This is a genomic window from Pseudomonas sp. HTZ2, assembly GCF_033173945.1.
In the GTDB taxonomy this organism is placed as follows: Bacteria; Pseudomonadota; Gammaproteobacteria; order Pseudomonadales; family Pseudomonadaceae; genus Aquipseudomonas; species Aquipseudomonas guariconensis.
The window spans coordinates 4,980,870-5,001,632 of sequence record NZ_CP137332.1; the positions used below are offsets into that span (position 1 = coordinate 4,980,870).

The 20,763-nt window shown below is 64.3% G+C and carries 17 protein-coding genes; 4 read left to right on the forward strand and 13 right to left on the reverse strand.

Annotation, left to right across the window (positions count from 1 at the left end):
- Window positions 1-12 precede the first annotated feature (12 nt).
- The 8 genes from R6G97_RS23290 to R6G97_RS23325 all read right to left on the reverse strand — a co-directional run bounded on the left by R6G97_RS23290 (window position 13) and on the right by R6G97_RS23325 (window position 12,239).
- Window positions 13-786, reverse strand: a complete 774-nt coding sequence (locus R6G97_RS23290) for an enoyl-CoA hydratase (RefSeq protein ID WP_043213863.1) — start codon at window positions 784-786, stop codon at window positions 13-15.
- Window positions 787-799: 13 nt separating this feature from the next.
- Window positions 800-1,927 carry an acyl-CoA dehydrogenase gene (locus R6G97_RS23295; protein WP_090345830.1) on the reverse strand — a complete coding sequence of 376 codons (1,128 nt, stop codon included), beginning with the start codon at window positions 1,925-1,927 and terminating at the stop codon, window positions 800-802.
- Between the two features lie 8 nt (window positions 1,928-1,935).
- Window positions 1,936-3,129, reverse strand: coding sequence for an acetyl-CoA C-acyltransferase (locus tag R6G97_RS23300; RefSeq protein WP_090345832.1), 1,194 nt, complete (start codon window positions 3,127-3,129; stop codon window positions 1,936-1,938).
- 12 nt (window positions 3,130-3,141) lie between these two features.
- The gene (locus tag R6G97_RS23305; protein WP_090345834.1) at window positions 3,142-3,909 is read right to left on the reverse strand and encodes an SDR family NAD(P)-dependent oxidoreductase; all 768 of its coding nucleotides are present in this window, start codon (window positions 3,907-3,909) and stop codon (window positions 3,142-3,144) included.
- A gap of 11 nt (window positions 3,910-3,920) precedes the next feature.
- Window positions 3,921-5,567: an AMP-binding protein gene (locus R6G97_RS23310; RefSeq protein WP_090345836.1), complete on the reverse strand. Its 1,647-nt coding sequence runs from the start codon at window positions 5,565-5,567 to the stop codon at window positions 3,921-3,923.
- Window positions 5,568-5,688: 121 nt separating this feature from the next.
- Window positions 5,689-10,176, reverse strand: coding sequence for an NEL-type E3 ubiquitin ligase domain-containing protein (locus tag R6G97_RS23315; RefSeq protein ID WP_317847574.1), 4,488 nt, complete (start codon window positions 10,174-10,176; stop codon window positions 5,689-5,691).
- Window positions 10,177-10,245: 69 nt separating this feature from the next.
- Window positions 10,246-11,277: an AraC family transcriptional regulator gene (locus tag R6G97_RS23320; protein ID WP_317847575.1), complete on the reverse strand. Its 1,032-nt coding sequence runs from the start codon at window positions 11,275-11,277 to the stop codon at window positions 10,246-10,248.
- Between the two features lie 98 nt (window positions 11,278-11,375).
- Window positions 11,376-12,239 carry a LysR substrate-binding domain-containing protein gene (locus R6G97_RS23325; protein ID WP_043214119.1) on the reverse strand — a complete coding sequence of 288 codons (864 nt, stop codon included), beginning with the start codon at window positions 12,237-12,239 and terminating at the stop codon, window positions 11,376-11,378.
- 113 nt (window positions 12,240-12,352) lie between these two features.
- On the opposite strand from R6G97_RS23325, the gene R6G97_RS23330 reads away from it, so the two are divergent.
- Together R6G97_RS23330 and phnX are read left to right on the forward strand one after the other, a co-directional pair.
- Window positions 12,353-13,459, forward strand: a complete 1,107-nt coding sequence (locus R6G97_RS23330; protein ID WP_043214121.1) for a 2-aminoethylphosphonate--pyruvate transaminase — start codon at window positions 12,353-12,355, stop codon at window positions 13,457-13,459.
- Window positions 13,460-13,496: 37 nt separating this feature from the next.
- Complete coding sequence (gene phnX / locus R6G97_RS23335; protein ID WP_043214125.1) at window positions 13,497-14,324, forward strand: phosphonoacetaldehyde hydrolase; 828 nt, start codon at window positions 13,497-13,499, stop codon at window positions 14,322-14,324.
- A 100-nt stretch (window positions 14,325-14,424) separates the two neighbouring features.
- Here the strand turns inward: phnX and R6G97_RS23340 are convergent, their stop codons facing one another.
- Window positions 14,425-14,982 carry an NADPH-dependent FMN reductase gene (locus R6G97_RS23340; protein ID WP_090345844.1) on the reverse strand — a complete coding sequence of 186 codons (558 nt, stop codon included), beginning with the start codon at window positions 14,980-14,982 and terminating at the stop codon, window positions 14,425-14,427.
- A gap of 154 nt (window positions 14,983-15,136) precedes the next feature.
- Here R6G97_RS23340 and R6G97_RS23345 point away from each other — a divergent pair, with 154 nt between their 5' ends.
- Complete coding sequence (locus tag R6G97_RS23345) at window positions 15,137-15,355, forward strand: hypothetical protein (RefSeq protein ID WP_043214129.1); 219 nt, start codon at window positions 15,137-15,139, stop codon at window positions 15,353-15,355.
- Here the strand turns inward: R6G97_RS23345 and R6G97_RS23350 are convergent.
- From R6G97_RS23350 to R6G97_RS23365, 4 genes are all read right to left on the reverse strand, one after another.
- Window positions 15,339-17,600 carry an Orn/Lys/Arg decarboxylase N-terminal domain-containing protein gene (locus tag R6G97_RS23350; protein WP_102081781.1) on the reverse strand — a complete coding sequence of 754 codons (2,262 nt, stop codon included), beginning with the start codon at window positions 17,598-17,600 and terminating at the stop codon, window positions 15,339-15,341. The genes R6G97_RS23345 and R6G97_RS23350 overlap by 17 nt on opposite strands.
- 129 nt (window positions 17,601-17,729) lie before the next feature.
- Window positions 17,730-18,506, reverse strand: a complete 777-nt coding sequence (dnaQ, locus tag R6G97_RS23355; RefSeq protein WP_043214132.1) for a DNA polymerase III subunit epsilon — start codon at window positions 18,504-18,506, stop codon at window positions 17,730-17,732.
- Window positions 18,507-18,637: 131 nt separating this feature from the next.
- Complete coding sequence (rnhA, locus tag R6G97_RS23360) at window positions 18,638-19,084, reverse strand: ribonuclease HI (protein ID WP_317847576.1); 447 nt, start codon at window positions 19,082-19,084, stop codon at window positions 18,638-18,640.
- A gap of 39 nt (window positions 19,085-19,123) precedes the next feature.
- Window positions 19,124-19,882 carry a class I SAM-dependent methyltransferase gene (locus R6G97_RS23365; protein ID WP_043214136.1) on the reverse strand — a complete coding sequence of 253 codons (759 nt, stop codon included), beginning with the start codon at window positions 19,880-19,882 and terminating at the stop codon, window positions 19,124-19,126.
- Between the two features lie 82 nt (window positions 19,883-19,964).
- Between R6G97_RS23365 and gloB the strand changes: the two genes are divergently transcribed.
- Window positions 19,965-20,732 carry a hydroxyacylglutathione hydrolase gene (gloB, locus tag R6G97_RS23370; RefSeq protein ID WP_317848176.1) on the forward strand — a complete coding sequence of 256 codons (768 nt, stop codon included), beginning with the start codon at window positions 19,965-19,967 and terminating at the stop codon, window positions 20,730-20,732.
- Window positions 20,733-20,763 lie beyond the last annotated feature (31 nt).

Sequence of the window (20,763 nt, forward strand, 5' to 3'; positions counted from 1 at the left end):
CCCCGACTGTTCTCAACGATCCTTGAATTGCGCCTCGCGCTTGGCGATGAAGGCGGCCATGCCTTCTTTCTGGTCCTCGGTGGCGAACGCTGCATGGAACACCCGGCGCTCGAAGCGCACCCCTTCGCTGAGGGTGACTTCGAAGGCGCGGTTGACGCTTTCCTTGACCATCATGCTCACCGGGATGGATTTGCTGGCGATGGTCGCGGCGACCTTCAGGGCCTCCTCGAGCAATTCAGCCTGCGGCACCACGCGGGCCACCAGGCCAGCGCGCTCGGCCTCTTCGGCGCCCATCAGGCGACCGGTCAGGCACAGTTCCATGGCCTTGGCCTTGCCCACCGCACGGGTCAGGCGCTGGGTACCGCCCATGCCAGGCAGCACGCCGAGGTTGATCTCAGGCTGGCCGAACTTGGCGTTGTCGGCGGCCAGGATGAAGTCGCACATCATCGCCAGCTCACAACCACCGCCCAAGGCAAAGCCGGACACAGCAGCGATGATCGGCTTGCGGCGGTTGGCGATACGGTCGGCGTCGCTGAACAGGTCTTCGACGTAGATCTGCGGATACTTGAGCTCGGCCATTTCCTTGATGTCAGCACCCGCGGCGAAGGCCTTGGCCGAGCCGGTGAGCACCACGCAGCCAATGTTCGGGTCACGCTCGAGCTGGTCCAAAGCCTGGTTGATCTCGCCGACGATCTGCGCGTTCAGGGCATTGAGCGCCTGGGGCCGGTTGAGGGTGATCAGGCCGACCTTGCCATGGATGTCCAACAGGATGGTTTCGAATGCCATGCAGACTGCTCCTTCAAAGATTGCGCGCAATGACCATGCGCTGAATGTCGCTGGTGCCTTCGTAGATCTGGCAGACCCGAACGTCGCGGTAGATCCGCTCCAGCGGGAAGTCGCTCAGATAGCCATAACCGCCGAGCGTCTGCAAGGCATCCGAACAGACCTTTTCTGCCATTTCCGAGGCGAAAAGCTTCGCCATGGAGGCTTCGACCAGCGCCGGACGGCCTGCGTCGCGCAGTGCCGCGGCATGCAGCACCATCTGCCGGGCCACGGCGATGCGCGTGGCCATATCGGCCAGGCGGAAGGCCACGGCCTGATGCTCGATCAGTGGCTTGCCGAAGCTCTGGCGCTCATTGGCGTAGTCGCGCGCCACTTCGAATGCCGCCCTGGCCATACCCACGGCCTGGGAGGCAATGCCGATGCGCCCGCCCTCAAGGTTGGCCAGGGCAATCTTGTAACCCTCGCCCTCTTCGCCCAGGCGATTGGCCATCGGCACACGCACCTCGTCGAACACGATCTGGCAAGTGTCGGAAGCATGCTGACCCAGCTTGTCTTCGACCCGCGCCACCTGGTAACCCGGCGAATCGGTGGGCACGATGAACGCACTGATGCCACGCTTACCGGCCTCAGGGTCGGTCACGGCGAAGACAATCACCACCCCGGCGTTCTGTCCGGAGGTGATGAACTGTTTGCTGCCGCTGAGCACATAGTGGTCGCCGTCGCGGCGTGCGCGGGTTTTCAGGCTGCTGGCGTCGGAGCCGGCCTGGGGTTCGGTCAGGGCGAACGCGCCGAGCATTTGGCCGCTGGCCAGCGGCGTCAGGAACTGCGCTTTTTGCTGCTCGTTGCCAAAGCGCAGGATCGGCACGCAGCCGACCGAGTTGTGCACGCTCATGATGGTCGAACAGGCACCATCGCCCGCGGCGATTTCTTCCAGCGCCATGGCATAGGCCACATACCCGGTGTCGCTACCGCCCCATTGCTCCGGCACCAGCATGCCGAACAGGCCCAGCTCAGCCATCTCGGCGATGGCCTCGCGAGGGAAGCGGTGCTCCTTGTCCCACTGCTCGGCAAAAGGTTTCAGGCGCTCCTGCGCGAATGCACGGACGGCGTCGGCGATCTGTTGTTGCTCGTCAGTTACCAGCATGGTTCACCTCAATACAGGCACTCGACGGCCATGGCCGTAGCCTCGCCACCGCCGATGCAGATGGCCGCCACGCCGCGGCGCAGATTGTTCTGGCGCAAGGCCGATAGCAAGGTCACCAGGATGCGTGCGCCGGAGGCACCGATCGGATGGCCCAGGGCGCAGGCGCCGCCATGGATATTGACCTTCTCGTGCGGCAGGTCCAGGTGTTTCATGGCCGCCAAGGTGACCACCGCGAAGGCCTCGTTGATCTCGAACAGGTCCACCTCGGCCAGGTTCCAGCCAGTGCGCTTGATCAATTTGTCGATGGCGCCAATGGGTGCGGTGGGGAACAACGCCGGGGCGTCGGCGAAGGCCGCGTGGCCATGGATCACCGCCAGCGGCTTGAGCCCGCGCTTTTGCGCCTCGGAGCGGCGCATCAACACCAGCGCGGCAGCGCCATCGGAAATCGAGCTGGAGTTGGCGGCCGTCACGGTGCCGCCGTCGCGGAAGGCCGGGCGCAGTTGCGGGATCTTGTCCAGGCGAGCCTTCGGTGGCTGCTCGTCGTCACTGACCAGGCGCTTCTCTTTGCCCTCGGTGACCTCCACCGGCACGATCTCTGCGGCGAAGCGGCCGTTCTTGATAGCGTCCTGAGCGCGGGTCAACGAGGCGATGGCGAACTGGTCCTGAGCCTCGCGGCTGAACCCATTGGCCTGGGCGCAATCCTCGGCGAAGGTGCCCATCAGACGGCCCTTGTCGTAGGCGTCTTCCAGACCGTCCATGAACATGTGGTCGATGATCTTGCCATGGCCCATGCGGTAGCCGCCGCGGGCTTTGTCCAGCAGGTATGGCGCATTGGTCATGCTTTCCATGCCGCCGGCCACCACCACATCGGCGCTGCCGGCTAGCAGCAGGTCATGGGCCATGATCGCCGCCTGCATGCCCGAGCCGCACATCTTGTTCAGGGTGGTACAGGTGGTGTGCTTGTTCAGCCCCGCGCCAAGCGCAGCCTGGCGTGCCGGTGCCTGGCCGAGGCCTGCCGGCAGGACACAACCGAACAGCACCTGCTCGACGCTGTCGCCCTGGATACCGGCACGCTCGACGGCGGCACGGATGGCGGCAGCGCCCAGCTGCGGCGCACTCAGGCTCTTGAGGTCGCCCTGCAGACCGCCCATGGGCGTGCGCACGGCGCTGACGATGACGATCGGGTCGTTGGCGAGTGTCATGTGCGGATCTCCTTACTTGGCAGCCATGCGCAAGGCACCGTCGAGGCGGATCACCTCGCCGTTGAGCATGCTGTTCTCGATGATATGGCGGGCCAGGGCTGCGTATTCCTGCGGGCGCCCAAGGCGCGGCGGGAACGGCACGCCAGCGGCCAGGGAGTCGCGGACCTCCTGGGTCATGCCGGCCATCATGGGCGTCTCGAAGATGCCTGGGGCAATGGTCATCACGCGGATACCGAAACGCGCCAGCTCACGGGCCGTCGGCAAGGTCAGGCTGGCGATGGCGCCTTTGGAAGCGGCATAGGCGGCCTGGCCGATCTGCCCGTCGTAGGCGGCGATCGAGGCGGTATTGATGATCACCCCGCGCTCGCCGCCTTCGTCCGCCGCCCCTTCGGCCATGGCCGCCGCCGCCAGGCGCAGCAGGTTGAAACTGCCGATCAGGTTGACGTTGATCACCTTGGCGAAGCTGGCCAGGCCATGGGGGCCATGTTTGCCTAGGACCTTCTCGGCGCCGACGATGCCGGCGCAATTGACCAGCCCGTGCAGGCTGCCGAAGGCGCTGACCGCAGCATCGACGGCCGCTTTGGCCGCCTGCTCGTCGCTGATGTCGGCGACGGCGAAGCGGGCCTGCTCGCCCAGCTCACGGGCCTTGGCCTCGACCGCTTCGGCATTGAGGTCGACCAGCATGACCTTGGCACCGGCGGCGACCAGCATCTGCGCGGTGGCAGCACCGAGCCCGGAAGCTGCGCCACTGACGATGAAATGCTTGTTGGCTATCTGCATGATGTACTTCCTCAGGCGCTGGCGTGTGAAGCCTGCGCGGCTTGTTGTAGGGCAATTTCCTGATTACGCAGGATGAAGCGTTGCAGCTTGCCGCTCGGCGTCTTGGGCAGCTCGCTGACGAATTCGATTTCCCTCGGGTAGGCATGGGCGTACAGACGCTGACGCACATGCTGGCGCAGGGCTTCCTCCAGTTCGGCGCTGCCTTCGAACCCCTTGGCCAGCACCACGAATGCCTTGATCAGTTCGGTACGTTCCGGATCGGGTTTGCCGATCACCGCAGCCTCGATCACCGCTGGATGTTCGATCAGCGCACTCTCCACGTCGAACGGCCCGACCCGGTAGCCTGAGGTGGTGATCACATCGTCACTGCGACCGACAAAGCTGATGCTGCCATCGGCATTGAGCTCGACGGTGTCACCGCTCAGGTAGTACTTGCCGACGAAGGCCTTGGTCGGCAACCCGTGGTAGCCCCCGAACCAGCATAGCGGCGACTGTTCGCGATCGACGGCGAGGATGCCGGGCTGTCCGGACGGCAACTCGTTGCCCTGCTCGTTCAGCACCACGATGCGGTGGCCGGGGATGGCGAAGCCGGCCGAGCCTGGGTGGACGGTATGCTTGAGCGCGTGGTGGTTGCACAGCACCATGCCGAGCTCGGTCTGGCCGTAATGGTCGTGGATGGTCACGCCCAGCTCGTCCGCGAACCAGCGAATGACCTCCGGGTTCAGCGGCTCGCCGGCACTGCTGACCACCCGCAGACGACCTTTGATCGGTGCCGAGAAATCGCTGCCGGCGGCTATCAGCAGCCGATAAGCAGTCGGTGAGCCGGCCAGGTTGGTGATGCCGTGCTTGTCGATCATCCGTGCGCAGCTCTCGACGCTGAACGGGCCGTCGTAAAAGGTGGTGGCGTGCCCCAAGGCCAACGGGCCGGTGACGGCGTAGTAAAGACCATAGGCCCAGCCCGGGTCCGCCAGGTTCCAGAAGTTGTCGTCCGGGCGCAGATCGATGGCATCGCGCATGTAGCCTTGGAAGGCGACGATGGCCCGCAACGGCACCTCCAGTGGCTTGGCCGGCCCGGTGGTGCCGGAGGTGAACATCAGCAGGAAGGGGTCGTCCCCAGTACGCCACACAGGCTCGCATTCGTTGGGGGCAGCGTTGAGCTCGGTATGAAAATCCAGCTCACCGGCCGCCGCGCCCACCGTGATGATCGTCGGGCAATCCGCGACATCGTTGAGCTTGGGCCGGTTGTTGCGCTCGGTGACCACCACACGGGCGTGGGACCGCTCCAGGCGATGCTCGATCGCCTTGGGACCGAAGGCGGTGAATAGCGGCTGGTAGACCGCCCCCAGACGCCAGGTGGCGAGAATGCTCACCAACAACTCAGGGGTGCGTGGCATCAGGCCGGCGACCCGGTCACCGGCGCCGACGCCTTGAGCCTTCAAGACATTGGCAAAGCGCTTGGCCAGGGCCTGCAGTTGGTCGAAGCTGTAGACCGCGCCATTACCGTCGCGATCCTCCCAGATCAACGCAGGCCGATCGCTGCCCACATGGCGGTCGCAGCATTCGACACAGGCATTCAGGGCCTGCAGGTTGCCCTGCAACGCAGCCTGGACAGCCTGGGTGTAATCGAACGAACGGGCGGCTTCGGCGTAGTCACGCATCGTCAGACTCCTGGTTATTGTTGTTGGAGTGGACCCTTTGTCTGACGATGTTCGCGCCGGTCACCCAGGCCGGCAATGGCCAAAGCTGTCAATCTGGATGACCGGTTTGGCCGTTGTCATCTCACGCCTGATCGAGGGCCTGCGACTCGAGGATTTCGCAGGTCAACAGCTCGACCCTCTTCTGCACCGCCGCCTCTCGCGCCTTCTGCAAACGCGCCCATCGCTCGGTGTACTCCTGGCTGGAGAGCCCTGTGCGGGCGTCGTCCAGTTCCGAGCCTTGCGCCTCGAAAGACGCGCCAAGATCGGCAAAGGCCGCCGGATGGCGGGCTTGCACGTAGTCGCGCCAGAACTGCCTCCCCCCCAGGCTCTCGGCCAGCGCTTGATTGGTTTGCGCAGCCTGCACGGTGCGCAAGGCCTCTTGCAACTGTGCTTCGCTGACGTTGGCCAGGTTCGTGAAGCGCATCGTGCGCGGCTGGAAAGGCAAGTCCAGTGTCTGGGCCAGGCGCACCCGGTAGAACAGATCGATCTCGACGGCATCGACGGCCCGCCCGGCAGCCACCCGCTGGGCAATGTCCCGGGAGGCGAAACGCTGCACCTGATCCAGGCGGAACAACTTGCGGCCCAGCTCCAGCAGCGCTTCGCCTGCGTCTTCAATACCCGTTCGATTTTCCACCTCGACCACCTGCCGGTGCACCAGCAGGTCACTGAACTGACGGGCAACGCTGTCGCTGCAGGTGCGCGGCTGATTGGCCCACGCATACAAACCGTCGCGCAGGGACGGGTTGTCGGCCAGGAACCCAATGAGTTCCCAGACTTGCTCGGCCAGATCCGCTGGCGTGCGTTGGTAATCCGATGTGCGTCGCAGTTCGCCCAATAGTTCGAACAGGCCGTTGCTTTCGGGTGTCGCGGCAAGGCTGTCCCATTGCGCCTGTCGAGCCTCGCGCAGATCGGCCTGGCCATCGTGCAGCCACCGGTCACGGGTTGTGATTGCTTCCACAACCTCGATGTCCAGCGGGTCATGGGGCAAATGGTCGATATCCAGCGCAACCAGGCGAGCCAATTCCCAAGACGGCAGCGGATTGCCCTCGATGATGAACGCCATCCGATGCGCCAAAGGCATGTGCAGCGTCTCGGTCGGAACACTGGCGATCAGGTTGTCACGCAGATCCACGTATGTGAGCCGTTCGCACAACTCGAGGCCCGACGGCCAGGTAGCCAGGCTGCATCGGCGCAGGCGTAGCTGATCCAGCCTTGGGAGATGGTTCCAGCGCATCTCCTGCGCCCCCAGTGGATTGAAGCTCAGGTCCAGCACCTGAAGCTCGGGCAATGTCGTGAGAATAGCGATGCCGGCGGCATCGAGCCGAATGCCGTTGCGCGCCAGCTGCAGGCTGCGCAGTTCGGACAGATATCCCAAGCCTTGGGGCACACGGCGCAGGCGGTTGTCCGCCAGGTTCAATCGCCGTACGGAACCGAAGCAGCGCAGGAACGGCGTAGGCACCTGCTCAAGATCCATGCTCGACAGTGACAGTTCCGTTACGTGCGCGAACTCGACCTCCGTGGGTATCTCAGGCAGGACCTGCGACGCGAAACCGCTCAGGTCCAAGCGCATGCCTTGTGGCTGCCCGTCTTCCCCGGTCACCGACTCCCCCTGCAGCCGCCAGCATTGGCGCAACCGCTGGCCCAGGTGTTGGCGCAGCGTGCGCCTGGATGCGCTCCCTTCAGCCGACACCCATCGGTTGAGCGCCTCGTCGAGCTGGGCATATTGGCTCTCCTGGACCAGCAACACTTCGAACGGCGAACCCGGTAAGCTGAGCAATTGCGCGAGAAATGCTTCCACCCGCTCGTCATCGAACTGCGGGTAAAGGCTGCGAATACGTATCCGCAAGGTGTCCGCCGCACGCTGACGCACCGCGCCACGGCCACTGAGTGGATAGCCGAGCCGGCCATCGGTCAGGCGCCGGGGCAGATTGAGCGACGCTGCATGCTCCGGCCAGCTGAGCAGTTGCAACAGTGCCTTGCGCGTCGTCGGCAGTCGACCTTGAACCAGCAAACGCAACGCCTGTGGCACATCGCCGGCTGCCAAGCCCAACCGAGTGGCCTGCTCGGACGTCAGCGCGGCGCTGACCGCCTCGAAGATCCCGCCCGGCTCGGCGACGTCTGTTTCCAGCTCACGCCCATGGTAGTCATAGAGACGGAACCGGCCTTCCTTGCGCACCAGCAACGTTCGGGCCTCGTCACGCCTGGCCGTGGGCGCGATCACCGCCAGACGCGGGCCGGTGTCCGAACCTTCACGCAGCTCCAGGTTCACCTCTTGTGGCCAGTTGGGCACACGCGACAGCACGGCCAACACCAGTTCACCACACAGGTTGCTGTCGGCATGGGACAGGTAGACCCCTTCCAAGGCGCGCGCCAATCGAGCGTGCTGACTGAGCACGCGCGCCCTGCGCGCGAGCGCCAGAGGTATTCGGGACTCGGCCAACGCCAGGCTACGCTGCGCCGCGGACACATCGCTGATCGCGTCCTGAGCATAGGCCTCCGGTAATCCGGGAAAATCCCGCTTCAGCAGGGTGCGCAACGCATCGTCGGCCAGGGTCTCCTGGCTCAGGTGCTGGAGCAGTTGCTCGCGTAGCAGCGCCTGGTCACCCAGCAATTTTTCACGTCGGGCCGTCGGGCTCAGCGTCTGCAGTTCAGGTCGGGCATCGCACCATGCCTGGATCTGCGCCTCGCCCTCGGTGCCGGCGACCAGGTGATCGAAGAACGCCTCGATTCGTCCATGGGCCTCGAAACGCCGCAAGGTGCTGCGCAGTTGCACTGGCAATGGGCGGTTCTCCACCAGTAACGCGCGCAACTGGGTTTGGTCCATCACCGCGATGCGCAGAATCTGCTCGGCATGCTCGGCGTCCAGGGGCTCGGGCATCGGCCACAAGGTATCGAGCATTTGGGCGCTGTCGCTCCACTCCAGCGGGTTGTCCTGGCGCAGACGCCAGCAGCGCTCGCCATTGGTCTCGACGATTGGACCAAACGCGTCCTGGCGCTCAGGATGACGCAGACGCCAGGGGCCGTCCGATACCGGCCGGTGTACTTCGTAGTAGCGTTGCCCCCGGCGCAGCCAGCGCCGCTCGCCCGTACCACAGAGCCCATCCGGCGCAGGCTGGGGGTCGGCCGGCGAACACGCATAGACACTCAAGTCGTTGTTCCAGAGCCGAGCCGTGCTGCCATCGACCGTCACCGGTTCCAGCGCATCGACGAACGCGCTGCGCTCAAACCCACTGGCCACGGCCTGGGCGCCGGTGGCCACCACGCCGGCCACCGCCAGGTTCTCTGCAACACCCAGCATATGATCAAGCGCCTCGTGCTGATGACCGCGCTGCCAGTCCACTGCCCCCTCGAACACATGAGCCAATGTCTGCATGACGAACTGCCCCAGCAGCACGGCCCCGACAGTAGGCACGAACAACCCGGCCAGATTGGCCAAGCCAAGCCCCGCGTCCTTCCAAGCCTGCAGCCTGGACTTGCTGGCCTGGTGGTCCACTTCGGCGGTCGGTACCAACAGCAGGCGGGCATCGGCTTTCAGGCGCTCAACCTGGCGCTGCACAAGGCCATCGAATACATCGCCAGTCACCGGTTCGCCTTCGATCTGCAGATCAGGCTGGGTATCGGCCAGGCGCAGTTTGAGCAGTGCCAGCCATTCTGGCCGCTGGCCGAGCGCGATTCGCTGGCTGAACGATTGTTGATACTCCGGCCGCTTGAGTGACTCAACCAGGGCCTGGTTCAAGGCCGAGCGGGAAGAATAATGGCGCACGGCATGCTCCGGATCCCCTCCCAGGTAGAGCACCTGCCCCACATCCTCACCTTCACTGTCGCGCAGTTGCACCAGCAACCCATCCACCAAAGGCTGCCCGAGTACCGTCAGCAAGCCGGGATAGGCGAGTGTCTGCTCGCCCTGCTCGCTGCCAGCATCCACCACCCGCTCCAAGGCCGCCTGCGCGCTGCTGTCCAGCCGTCCTTCCAGCCCAGCGACAGCGGCCGCAAGCTTCAGACCTGCGCGCTTTTCGCCAGCCAAGGCGGTGCAAGTGGACGGGTCGAATACCTTGTTCAGCAAAGCCTGATAGCCAGCACCGGCGTCCAGCGCGCGGCATTGCCGGACCAGCTCGGTCAGGTCAGGTGTCAGCACGGTGTCTTTGCCTTCGGCCACCAAACCACTGCCGTCGTAGAACCGGGCGCCCTCGGTGAAGTTCTGCATCAGTCTCAGCAGACCGGGATGGCGACGCTCATCGGGCGTGTAATCCAGCCAACCGGTGCTCAATGGAACCTGCAGACTGGGCAGGATCTCGCGCCATTGCAGCGTATCGGGGGCCGGCGTGGTGGGCAGCAGCGGGCGCAGTTTTTCCTCCGCATACGCCTTGAGCCCGACCAGGGCTTCGGTCGCCTTGCTCACCTTGGCCTGGCTGGCCTTCAGTGCCTTGTAATGCGTCCGAAGCGCGCTGATCTGCCCAGGCGTGCCCTGCTCCAGCCAAGCAGGCAATCGCTTGATGATGAAGTCATCGGTAGCCGTGGCCAGCTTGGCTTTTTTTGCCGCATCCAGGGGTAGCTTGTCGCGCTTTGTCATGGTGAACCCTTCGTGTCGAAAGGCGCCACCTTGGCGACAGGCCGTCTCGCGCGGCAGACGGAAATCCGCCTAGGGCAGTGCCTTGGCCGGGCCGGACGTTCCGCTCAGCTCGCGGTAGTGCCCTGGGTTGCACCCAAACCATTTACGAAACGCCTTGTAGAAGGAGCTGCTGTCAGCGAACCCCAGACGTTCGGCGATAGTGCCCAGCCCTACCTCACAATCGGCCAGCCATTGGATCGCCAATTGGCGCCTTACGCTGTCCTTGAGGCCCTGGTAGGTTTGGCCTTCTTCGGCCAGACGACGGCGCAGCGTCGATGCAGACAGGCACAGCTGGCGTGCCAGCGTTTCGGCATCCGGCCAGGAGGCCGGGTCCAAGACCAGCAGGTCGTGGCGAATGCGCCGTGCCAGGCTGGCCGGATCGCGGTACTTGACGAGGATGTTGCCCGGCGCTTCGGCCAGAAAACGCTGCAGTTCCTCTGCTGTGCGCTTGAGCGGTACATCCAGGCAGTCGGCGGCGATGATCATGCGCGTGCGGGGTCGGTCGAACTGCAGGTTTTCCGAGAACATCACCCGATAATCGTCGCAAAACGGCGGCTCGGCACAGCGCAAATCGATGGCCAGGATCGGGATGCGTCGCCCGGCCAGCCAGCAGGCCACGCCGTGGACGATCATCCAGAAGGTGAAGTAGGTAAAGGCGCGGCGCGGTGTCTCCCGCGGCTCGTTGATGACGATTTCGGCCAGGCTCTGCTGGCGCACCAGGCTCGGCTGCAGGTCCTCGAGCATCAACGACAGAAACGCCAGGGCAGTTTCCAGCCCTGCAGCGAGGGTGGGTTGGGCCATGCTGGCCCGGCACAGGAACGCCAGGCTGCCACTGCGCAGGCCGCGCGGGTCCATGGCGAAGAATTCGTCATTGCAACGGCGCGCCAGCAGGCGCCAGAGCCGGGCGTAGGCTTCTGCACTGACCCGTGCCTGGGGCAGGTCGAGCTCGCTGGCGTCGATGCCAGCACGGGCCAGCAAGGGCGCGTCAGCCTGCCCGGCCGGGCAGGTCTGCAACAGCGCCTCGCGCACCAGTTGCATGGAAATGGTGTCTTTCTCGCTCATTGGCCATCCAGCGCCTGTGTTGTTTCAGCCGGCCATCTTAGGCCCGTGGGGGAAAAACGCCAGCGCCGAGCAGCGGGGCTTGCTGCGTGGCGCTTGCTTCAAAGGCTTGCGGCCAACCCCAGGAACGCCTGGATCAGCCGCAATTCCCGGCGCCGCTCCAGGCAGCCGATCATGTGCCGATTGACCAAGCCTTCCCCGGCCAATGGCCTGGCCACCACCCGAGGGTCGTGGGCCACCTCCATCGACGAGACGATGCCAAAGCCCAACTCGGCCGCCACCGCCTCGGTGACCGCCTCGCGGCTGTCCAGCTCCAGCAACACCCGAGGCTGCACCTTGGCCGCGGTGCAGGCCTGGTCGAAGGTGCGCCGGGTCATGGAGCTGGGTTCGCGCAGTACCATGATCTGGCGGTCCAGGTCAGCCAGAGGCAACTCGCCCTCGCCTGCAGCCCAAGGATGGCTGGCCGGCAACAACACGCACAGCCGCGAGTCCCCCAGGCTTTGCAAGTACAGGCCCTTGCGCGGCTCGACCTCGGTGAGCACGGCCACGTCGGCGTGCTCGGACAACAGCGCCGCCAAGGTCTCCTGGGCGTTGCCCAGGCGCAGGTTGACGGTGATGCCCGGATAGCGCGCCCGCAGCATGCCAAGCATCGGCATCACCCGATGCGGGCCATCGGCCGCGACCTCCAGGCGCCCAGTGAGCAATTGCCGATTGGCCTCGAGCATCGCCTGGGCCTCTTCGGCCAGGCTGAACATCGCCCGGGTGATGGCCGCCAGACGCGTGCCCTCCTCGGTCAACTCCACCCGTCGCGCGGTCCGGCGCAACAACGTGATCTGGTAGTGCTCCTCCAGCGCCTTGACGTGTCCGGTCACCGCCGGCTGGCTGATGAACAGGCGCGCCGCGGCGCGGGTGAAGCTGCCTTCGCGGGCCACCGCATCGAAGGCGCGCAGTTGGAACAGGTTCATAGCTATCGGCCTTACTTATGGCTGGCATAACGACAAACAATTTGATTGATAACTCGGCAAATTGCAATTTAGGCCCCGTAAGTTTCAGCCCACCGCTTGTGAGGAATACCGGAATGAGCAACGCCCCGATCCTGCTGACCCCTGGCCCATTGACCACCTCGTCCCGCACCCGCCAAGCCATGCTGGTGGACTGGGGCTCCTGGGACCGCGACTTCAACCAGCTGACCGCCAGCCTGTGCGAGCAACTGCTGGCCATCGTCAACGGCGCGGCCACCCACCACTGCGTCCCTCTGCAGGGCAGCGGCACCTTCGCCGTGGAGGCCGCCATCGGCACCCTGGTGCCACGCGACGGCAAAGTGCTGGTGCTGATCAACGGTGCCTACGGCCAGCGCCTGGCCAAGATCTGCAAGGTCCTGGGCCGTGCCTACAGCACCTTCGAGACCGCCGAAGACCAACCGACCACCGCCGCCGATGTCGACCGCCTGCTGGCCGCCGACCCGGCCGTCACCCACGTGGCGCTGATCCACTGCGAAACCAGCACCGGCATCCTCAACCCGCTGCCCGAGATCGCCCAGGTGGTCAAACGCCACGGCAAGCGCCTGATCATCGACGCCATGAGTTCCTTCGGCGCCCTGCCGATCGATGCCGCACACGTACCTTTCGAGGCCCTTATCGCCGCCTCCGGCAAGTGCCTTGAAGGCGTACCGGGGATGGGCTTCGTCTTCGCCGAGAAAAACGCCCTGGCCGCCTCCGAAGGCAACTGCCACTCCCTGGCCATGGACCTGCAAGACCAGCAGGCGTACATGGCCAAGACCGGCCAATGGCGCTTCACCCCGCCCACTCACGTAGTGGCGGCGTTGCATGAAGCCCTGGTGCAATACAACGAGGAAGGCGGCCTGCCCGCTCGTCACCAACGCTACGCCGACAACTGCAAGACCCTGCTCGAGGGCATGGCCAAGCTCGGCCTGCGCAGCTTCCTGCCTGCCGAGATCCAGGCGCCGATCATCGTCACCTTCCATGCTCCGCGAGACGCTCGCTACCAGTTCAAGGACTTCTACGAGCGCGTCAAGGCCAAGGGTTTCATCCTCTATCCGGGCAAGCTGACCCAGGTGGAAACTTTCCGCGTTGGCTGCATCGGCGTGGTGGGTGCCGAGGGCATGCAAGCTGCCGTCGATGCCGTAGCCCAGGTGCTGCGGGAAATGGAAGTGCTGGACATCTAATTCAACGACCGACCCTTTTCTTCAGGAACCCGCGCATATGAACTACAGCAACCCAACCCAGCTGCAAGCCGCCATCCTCGACTGGGCCGGTACCGTGGTCGACTTCGGCTCCTTCGCCCCGACCCAAATCTTCGTCGAAGCCTTCGCCGAATTCGATGTCCAGGTGTCCATCGAAGAAGCCCGTGGCCCGATGGGCATGGGCAAGTGGGATCACATCCGTACCCTGTGCGATGTGCCCGAGATTGCCGAGCGCTACCGCAAAGTGTTCGGCCGTACGCCGACCGATGACGATGTCACCGCCATCTACGAACGCTTCATGCCCCTGCAGATCGAGAAGATCGCTGTGCACTCGGCGCTGATCCCAGGCGCCCTGGACACCCTGACAGGCCTGCGCAAGGATGGCCTGAAGATCGGCTCCTGCTCCGGCTACCCGAAAGTGGTGATGGACAAGGTGGTGGAGCTGGCCAAGCAGAATGGGTATGTCGCCGACCACGTGGTGGCCACCGACGAAACCCCGAACGGTCGTCCGTGGCCGGCCCAGGCCCTGGCCAACGTGATCGCCCTGGGCATCGATGATGTCGCCGCCTGCGTCAAGGTCGACGACACCGTGCCAGGCATACTCGAAGGCCGTCGCGCCGGCATGTGGACCGTCGCTCTGGTCTGTTCGGGCAACGCCCTGGGCCTGACCTGGGAGGGTTACCGCGCCCTGAGCGCCGAGAAGCTCGAAAGCGAGCGCAAGCGCATCCACGCGATGTTCGAAAGCTCCCGCCCACACTATCTGATCGACACCATCAACGAGCTGCCAGAGGTCATCGCCGACATCAACCGTCGCCTGGCCAAAGGGGAAATGCCACAGGCCTCGTAAGCCTCAGGTGCCGCTCGCGGACAAGCCCCCACTTACAAGGGATGCACTGCCCCGTCAGTGCGGGCTCGTCCACGAATGGGTCGGATCGCTCATGCAGATGTCAGACCGCGCGGTTGAGCTTCACCCAGGCCGCGAACTTGTCGATGAAGGCCTGCAGGAACGGGCGAGTCTTGTCATTGAGCTTGCCCGAATCTTCGAACAGGCTCGCCGCCCCCCCGAGGTAGGCCTCCGGCATCTGCATGCAGGGCATGTCCAGGAACACCAGCGCCTGACGCACCGCATGGTTGGCCCCGAACCCTCCAATCGCGCCCGGCGATACGCTCACCACCGCTGCTGGCTTGCCGCTCCAGGCGCTTTGCCCGTAGGGTCGCGAGCCCACATCGATGGCATTCTTCAACCCACCAGGCACCGAGCGGTTGTATTCAGGGGTGACGAACAGCACCGCGTCGCTGCGCCGGATCTCGTCGCGAAAACGCTTCCAGGCCTCCGGCGCATTGGCCTCGACATCTTCGTTGTACAACGGCAGGTCGCCGATTTCGACGATCTTCAGCGCAAGGCTGGAGGGCGCCAACTCTCCCAGGGCCCGGGCCACCTTGCGGTTGTAGGAATCCTTACGCAAGCTGCCGACGACGACCGCTACCGAATAAACCTGGCTCATGGTGGTGTGCAACCTCTATTGGTTGGGGAAGTTGTAGTTATAGATGACCGCTCCCCATTCCCGGAGTTTTTTTCCCACCTGCGGAAAACTTCCCCCCGGTTTCATCGGTCTATGCCTGCAGATGTTTCCGATAATTTCAGAGGTTTTCTCGCAAATGGCAGCAATCCTGGTCGGCCAATTCCACGCTCGTGACGCCGAAGGCCGCATCTATCCCGTGCACGAGTTCCAGGAGTCGACGCTCCAGGCCGACGGCAGCACCCTCGGCGCCCCCATCGTCACCTACCGACTGCCCGTCGGCGACCGGGTCAATCACCTGGGCGAAGACCGCTTCGAACTGGCCCGCAGCGGCGTTGAACTCATCCGCATTCCTTGATGCAGTCGACCGTATAGACGGGGCCCTGGCCAGCGTCTTCGCATTGCAGGCCATGGACATCGGCGACAAAACCCGGAAAACCGCTGTTGAAGGCCCGGGCGAAGGCCAGATAGTCGATGATTGCCCGCGTGGAGTCGGTAAAGCGCTCCCCCGGCATGATCAACGGAATGCCCGGTGGATACGGCACCAGCATGACCGCCGAGACACGCCCCAGCAGCGCCTCGATCGGCACGGCCTCCACCTCTGCCCGCACGAGTTGGTCATAGGCTTGGGCCGGGCTCATGGCCATCTCCGGCAAACGGGTGAACAGCCGCTTGAGCTGCTTGGCCGTTGCATTGGTCCGGTAGCAGTCATGCAACTGCTCACACAGATCACGCAGCCCTAGGCCCTGATAGCGTGACGGCGCTACCGCCATCACGCTGGGCAGACAAAGACTCAACGGTGTGTTGCCATCGTAGTGGCGCTTGAACTCCAGAAGCTCGGTGAGCAAGGTGCTCCACTTGCCCTTGGTAATACCCATGGAGAACAACACCAGGAAGCTGTACAACCCGGTCTTCTCCACCACCAGCCCTCGCTCCCAGAGAAACTTGCTCACCACCGCCGCCGGAATGCCGTGCTCGCCCAAGGCGCCCCCTGCCGTGAGCCCCGGCATCACCAGGGTGACCTTCAGCGGGTCGAGCAGCACGTAGTCCTGCTCCACTTCGCCAAAACCGTGCCACTCGGCGCCCGGCTGCAGCAGCCAGTCCTGCGCCGCCAGGCGGTGGATCCCTTCGGCTGCAGGTGGCTGCCAGATGCTGAACCACCAGTCATCAGCGGCGATGTGTTCACGCAGGTTAGCCAGTGCACGACGAAAGCTCAGGGCTTCGTCAAACATCTCCTGCAACAGCGAGCGCCCGGCCGGGCCTTCCATCATGCTCGACGCCACGTCCAGTGACGCCAGAATGCTGTACTGCGGCGAGGTGGAGATGTGCATCATGAAGGCTTCGTTGAAGCGGTCGCGGTCCAGTTGCCGCTGGCTGCCATCCTGCACGTGGATCATCGACGCCTGGCTGAACGCTGCCAGCAGTTTGTGGGTGGAATGGGTGCTGAACACCAGCGGGCTGCCGTCGCCACGCGCTGTGCCCATGGCATAGCGCCCGGCAAAGAACTCGTGGAAGGCGGCATAGGCGAACCAGGCTTCGTCGAAGTGCAGCACCTCGACACTGGCGCCGAGCTCCTGCTTGATCAGCCCTGCGTGATAGCACAAACCGTCATAGGTGGAGTTGGTCACCACGGCCAGGCGAATACGCGCCGCCCGCCCCCGGGCCAGAGGGTTGGCCTTGATTTTCGCCTGAATCGAGGCCGCGCTGAATTCGCTGAGCGGGATCGGACCGATGATGCCCAGTTCGTTGCGCTCCGGGCACAGGTAGACCGGGATGGCGCCAGTCATGATGATGGCGTGGACCACCGACTTGTGGCAGTTGCGATCCACCAGCACCAAGTCGTCGCGACCGACCATGGCATGCCAGACGATCTTGTTGGCGGTCGATGTGCCGTTGATCACGAAGAACGTGTGGTCGGCGCCGAAGTTACGCGCAGCTCGGGCTTCGGCCTCGGCCAAAGGGCCTGTGTGGTCGAGCAGTGAGCCGAGCTCGGGCACCGAGACCGACAGGTCCGAGCGCAAGGTGTTTTCCCCGAAGAACTGATGGAACGCCTGCCCCACCGGGCTCTTGCGGTAGGCCACGCCACCGCCATGACCAGGCGTGTGCCAGGAATAGTTCGATTGCGCGGTGTGCTGCACCAGGGCCTTGAAGAACGGCGGTAACAAGCCGTCGAGATAATTGTGGGCGGCGCGGGCGACTTGACGGGCAAGAAAGGGGACGGTGTCTTCGAACAGGTAGAGGATGCCGCGCAACTGGTTGAGCTCGCTCATGGCTTCAGCCGGGGCATATTCGAGGGTGACCTGTTCACCGAGGGCGAAGATCGGCAGGTCTGGCGCACGTTGTCGCGCCAGGCGAATCAGCTCAGCCATGCTTTGCAACAGATGAGCGTCTTCTCCGACGCCTTCGGCGGCGATCAACATGCAGGCCAGGCCGTGATGGGTCGCCGCTACCAGCCTGGCTTCAGCCTGGTCGGCGGCGGCCAGGATGGCGAAACCGTCCTGGGCGAGCTCCTCGGCAATGCCGCGCACGCGCTCACCGGCGACGCTGTCGGCCTTGATCGCGCGGTGGACGATGAGGATGGGGAACTTGAGGTCCTTGTACATCGGCAACTACTCCCTTCGCAGGACAGGTCCGTCCTTTCAGGGTAGAAGCTGGCCGATCAGGCTGCGCATCTTTCTGCGGGCGCTGGCGTCGCCTGGGAAAGGGCCGCAGAGCGGCCCCGGTATAGCCAATCAGCTGGCGGCAGGCTCCGTGAGCGCCTGCCACATCGACGGCGCCCCCGCCGATTTGGCGATCGCTGCCAAGCGCTCGGCATGTGCTTCGAGCTCCTCGGCACTGGCCAGGATGACCCGCCCCGGCTGGCGCCCGACAATGCGGCGGATCTCGCTGCCGGTACCGCCTTCGCCGGACTCGTCGCCGTCTGCCCCATGGGCCGCCAGCGACAGGCTGGTCTGGCCACCGGTCATCGCCAGGTAGACGTCGGCCAGCAGTTCGGAGTCGAGCAGTGCGCCGTGCAGCTCACGACCGGAGTTGTCGATGCCATAGCGTTTGCACAACGCATCGAGGCTGTTGCGCTGGCCCGGGTGCCGCGCCCGCGCCAGCATCAGGGTGTCGATGACGGTGCAGTATTGGGAAACGTCGGCGCGGTCGTGCTGGCCCAGCAGGGCGAACTCGTTGTTGATGAAGCCAACGTCGAACGCCGCGTTGTGGATGACCAGGTGCGCGCCTTTGATGTACTCGAAGAACTCTTCGGCGACATCGGCGAATCGCGGTTTGCCGATCAGGAAGGCATCGGTGATGCCGTGCACCCCGATCGCGCCTTCGTCACTCTCGCGGTCCGGTTGCAGATAGACGTGGAAGTTGCGCCCGGTCAGGCGCCGGCCGATGACCTCGACGCAGCCGATCTCGATGATCCGGTGGCCTTCGGTGACCGGCATGCCGGTGGTTTCGGTATCGAGGACGACGTACCGGTTGACTTGCTGCTCCACGCGGGTGGCTCCAACTTGCATCAGGACAAAGCCGGGATTGTACCCCAAACGACAGGGTGGGGCGCTACGTCGGGTGAACCCGCTACCACCTGACCAACCCAGGCTTTGTGGCAGCGGCCATACCCGCTGCAGTGCACCTTTGACTCAAGGACTCAGCGCTTGGCACGCACTTCGTCGACACCGCGGTTGGCCAGTTGGTCGGCACGCTCGTTGCCAGGGTGGCCGATGTGTCCACGCACCCACTTCCAGGTAACCTTGTGACGGTTGACCTGCTCGTCGAGCTGCTGCCAGAGGTCGGCGTTTTTCACCGGTTCCTTGGCCGCCGTTTTCCAACCGCGCTTCTTCCAGTTGGCCATCCACTCGTTGATGCCTTTCATGACGTATTGCGAATCGGTGGTGAGCACCACCTCGCATTCACGCTTGAGTGCCATCAGCCCCTGGATCGCAGCCATCAGTTCCATGCGGTTGTTGGTGGTGTCGCGCTCGCCGCCCCACAGCTCCTTCTCGACGCCTTTGTAAATCATCAGCACACCCCAGCCACCCGGGCCCGGGTTGCCCTTGCAGGCACCATCGGTGTAGATCTCGACGCTCTCGCTCATGTACCGCCTTTTCGCTCTGTGATATCGACCGCAGGCCCCTCAGGGCTCACTGTGGCGACGATTGACCTTGGCCAGCGGCAACGGCAGCAGTTTGCCCATGGGCTCGCGGCGCTCCAGGCGCAGCGGCCGCAGGCCCACCACCATCTTGCGCGCCACCACCAGGTAAACCCCGCCGCCAGCAGTCTGCCAACCGCCGGCCATGCGCTCCCAACCGGCCAGGCGCTGGTGCCAGGCCGGCGAAGCAAGCGGCGGACGATAGCACCCGAAGCGGCGTTTCTCCAGCGCGAAGCCCAGCAGGTTGAGCCAGTCGCCAAGACGCGACGGCGAGATGCAACGAGCCTTGCGCAACGCCCCGTGACTGAAGAAATGGCGCACGCCCCAACTGCTCCAGGGGTTGATCCCGACGATCAGCAGATGCCCGCCCGGGCGCACGGCGCTGGCGGCTTCACGCAACAAGCCATGGGGCGAGAGGCTGAAATCCAGGCCATGCTGCAGCACCACCACGTCGGCGGCATGCTCGGAAAGCGGCCAGGCCTGTTCTTCGCAGACGATTTCCACTCCCGGCAAGGGGGCGCCCAGGCGCACGTTGCGCTGCACTTGAGGCGCATTGGGCGGAGGCTCGGCACAGGGGCCGTAATGCACCAAGAAGCCGCCGAAGAAGCGGCCGAGTTCATCCTCGAGGAGTTTTTCCTCCTCGCGCAACATCAACTGCCCGAGCGGCCCGTTGAACCACTCACGGGCCAGGCTCATCAGCGCGATCCAGTCAGGATCGGCCTGGGCAAAGGCTTTGTCGGTCATTGCGTTCTCCCTCGAAGGTTCTCCGTCCGCGCCATCGCGGCTAAGATGCCTTCATGTTCACGCCAGGCGATTCGGTACGCACATGATACAGATCGATGCTCTTCCCGCTTTCTCCGACAATTACATCTGGCTGTTACAGGATACTGCCAAACGCCGCTGCGCGGTGGTCGACCCCGGCGATGCCGCCCCGGTGCAAGCCTGGCTTGCGGCCAACCCCAGCTGGGTGCTGGAAGACATCCTGATCACCCACCACCACCACGACCACGTCGGCGGCGTTGAAGCCCTTAAGCACGCCACCGGCGCACGCGTCTGCGGCCCGGCCCAGGAACGCATTCCAGCCCGCGACCTGGCGCTGGACGACGGCGACCAAGTAAAGGTATTGGGCCTGGACTTCGACATCATTGCAGTGCCCGGCCACACCCTGGGCCATATCGCTTACTACAGCGCGCCGCTGCTGTTCTGCGGAGACACCCTGTTCGCCGCCGGATGCGGTCGCCTGTTCGAAGGCACGCCCGAACAGATGCACCAGTCCCTGTCGCGGCTGGCCGCACTGCCCACCGAGACCCGAGTGTACTGCACCCACGAATACACCTTGAGCAACCTGCGTTTCGCCAAGGCCGTGGAGCCGGAAAACCTGCACGTTGCCCAACGATTTGCCGACGTTACCCGGTTGCGCGATGAAGATCGCATCAGCTTGCCCTCGACCATCGGTCTGGAACGGCTCACCAACCCCTTTCTTCGCACGGCTGAAACATCAGTTAAACAAAAAGCAGACGAATGGAAGGGACATTCCAATACAAGCCAAGCCTCTGTTTTTGCTGCCTTGAGGTCTTGGAAAGACACCTTCTGATAACCCCAAGATATATCGCAACCCGTTGTCA

Excerpts from the sequence above, each read along its gene's own strand:
- R6G97_RS23290 (WP_043213863.1), bottom strand. The coding sequence starts at position 786 with ATGGCATTCGAAACCATCCTGTTGGACATCCATGGCAAGGTCGGCCTG.
- R6G97_RS23295 (WP_090345830.1), bottom strand. The coding sequence starts at position 1,927 with ATGCTGGTAACTGACGAGCAACAACAGATCGCCGACGCCGTCCGTGCA.
- R6G97_RS23300 (WP_090345832.1), bottom strand. The coding sequence starts at position 3,129 with ATGACACTCGCCAACGACCCGATCGTCATCGTCAGCGCCGTGCGCACG.
- R6G97_RS23305 (WP_090345834.1), bottom strand. The coding sequence starts at position 3,909 with ATGCAGATAGCCAACAAGCATTTCATCGTCAGTGGCGCAGCTTCCGGG.
- R6G97_RS23310 (WP_090345836.1), bottom strand. The coding sequence starts at position 5,567 with ATGCGTGACTACGCCGAAGCCGCCCGTTCGTTCGATTACACCCAGGCT.
- R6G97_RS23315 (WP_317847574.1), bottom strand. The coding sequence starts at position 10,176 with ATGACAAAGCGCGACAAGCTACCCCTGGATGCGGCAAAAAAAGCCAAG.
- R6G97_RS23320 (WP_317847575.1), bottom strand. The coding sequence starts at position 11,277 with ATGAGCGAGAAAGACACCATTTCCATGCAACTGGTGCGCGAGGCGCTG.
- R6G97_RS23325 (WP_043214119.1), bottom strand. The coding sequence starts at position 12,239 with ATGAACCTGTTCCAACTGCGCGCCTTCGATGCGGTGGCCCGCGAAGGC.
- R6G97_RS23330 (WP_043214121.1), top strand. The coding sequence starts at position 12,353 with ATGAGCAACGCCCCGATCCTGCTGACCCCTGGCCCATTGACCACCTCG.
- phnX (WP_043214125.1), top strand. The coding sequence starts at position 13,497 with ATGAACTACAGCAACCCAACCCAGCTGCAAGCCGCCATCCTCGACTGG.
- R6G97_RS23340 (WP_090345844.1), bottom strand. The coding sequence starts at position 14,982 with ATGAGCCAGGTTTATTCGGTAGCGGTCGTCGTCGGCAGCTTGCGTAAG.
- R6G97_RS23345 (WP_043214129.1), top strand. The coding sequence starts at position 15,137 with ATGGCAGCAATCCTGGTCGGCCAATTCCACGCTCGTGACGCCGAAGGC.
- R6G97_RS23350 (WP_102081781.1), bottom strand. The coding sequence starts at position 17,600 with ATGTACAAGGACCTCAAGTTCCCCATCCTCATCGTCCACCGCGCGATC.
- dnaQ (WP_043214132.1), bottom strand. The coding sequence starts at position 18,506 with ATGCAAGTTGGAGCCACCCGCGTGGAGCAGCAAGTCAACCGGTACGTC.
- rnhA (WP_317847576.1), bottom strand. The coding sequence starts at position 19,084 with ATGAGCGAGAGCGTCGAGATCTACACCGATGGTGCCTGCAAGGGCAAC.
- R6G97_RS23365 (WP_043214136.1), bottom strand. The coding sequence starts at position 19,882 with ATGACCGACAAAGCCTTTGCCCAGGCCGATCCTGACTGGATCGCGCTG.
- gloB (WP_317848176.1), top strand. The coding sequence starts at position 19,965 with ATGATACAGATCGATGCTCTTCCCGCTTTCTCCGACAATTACATCTGG.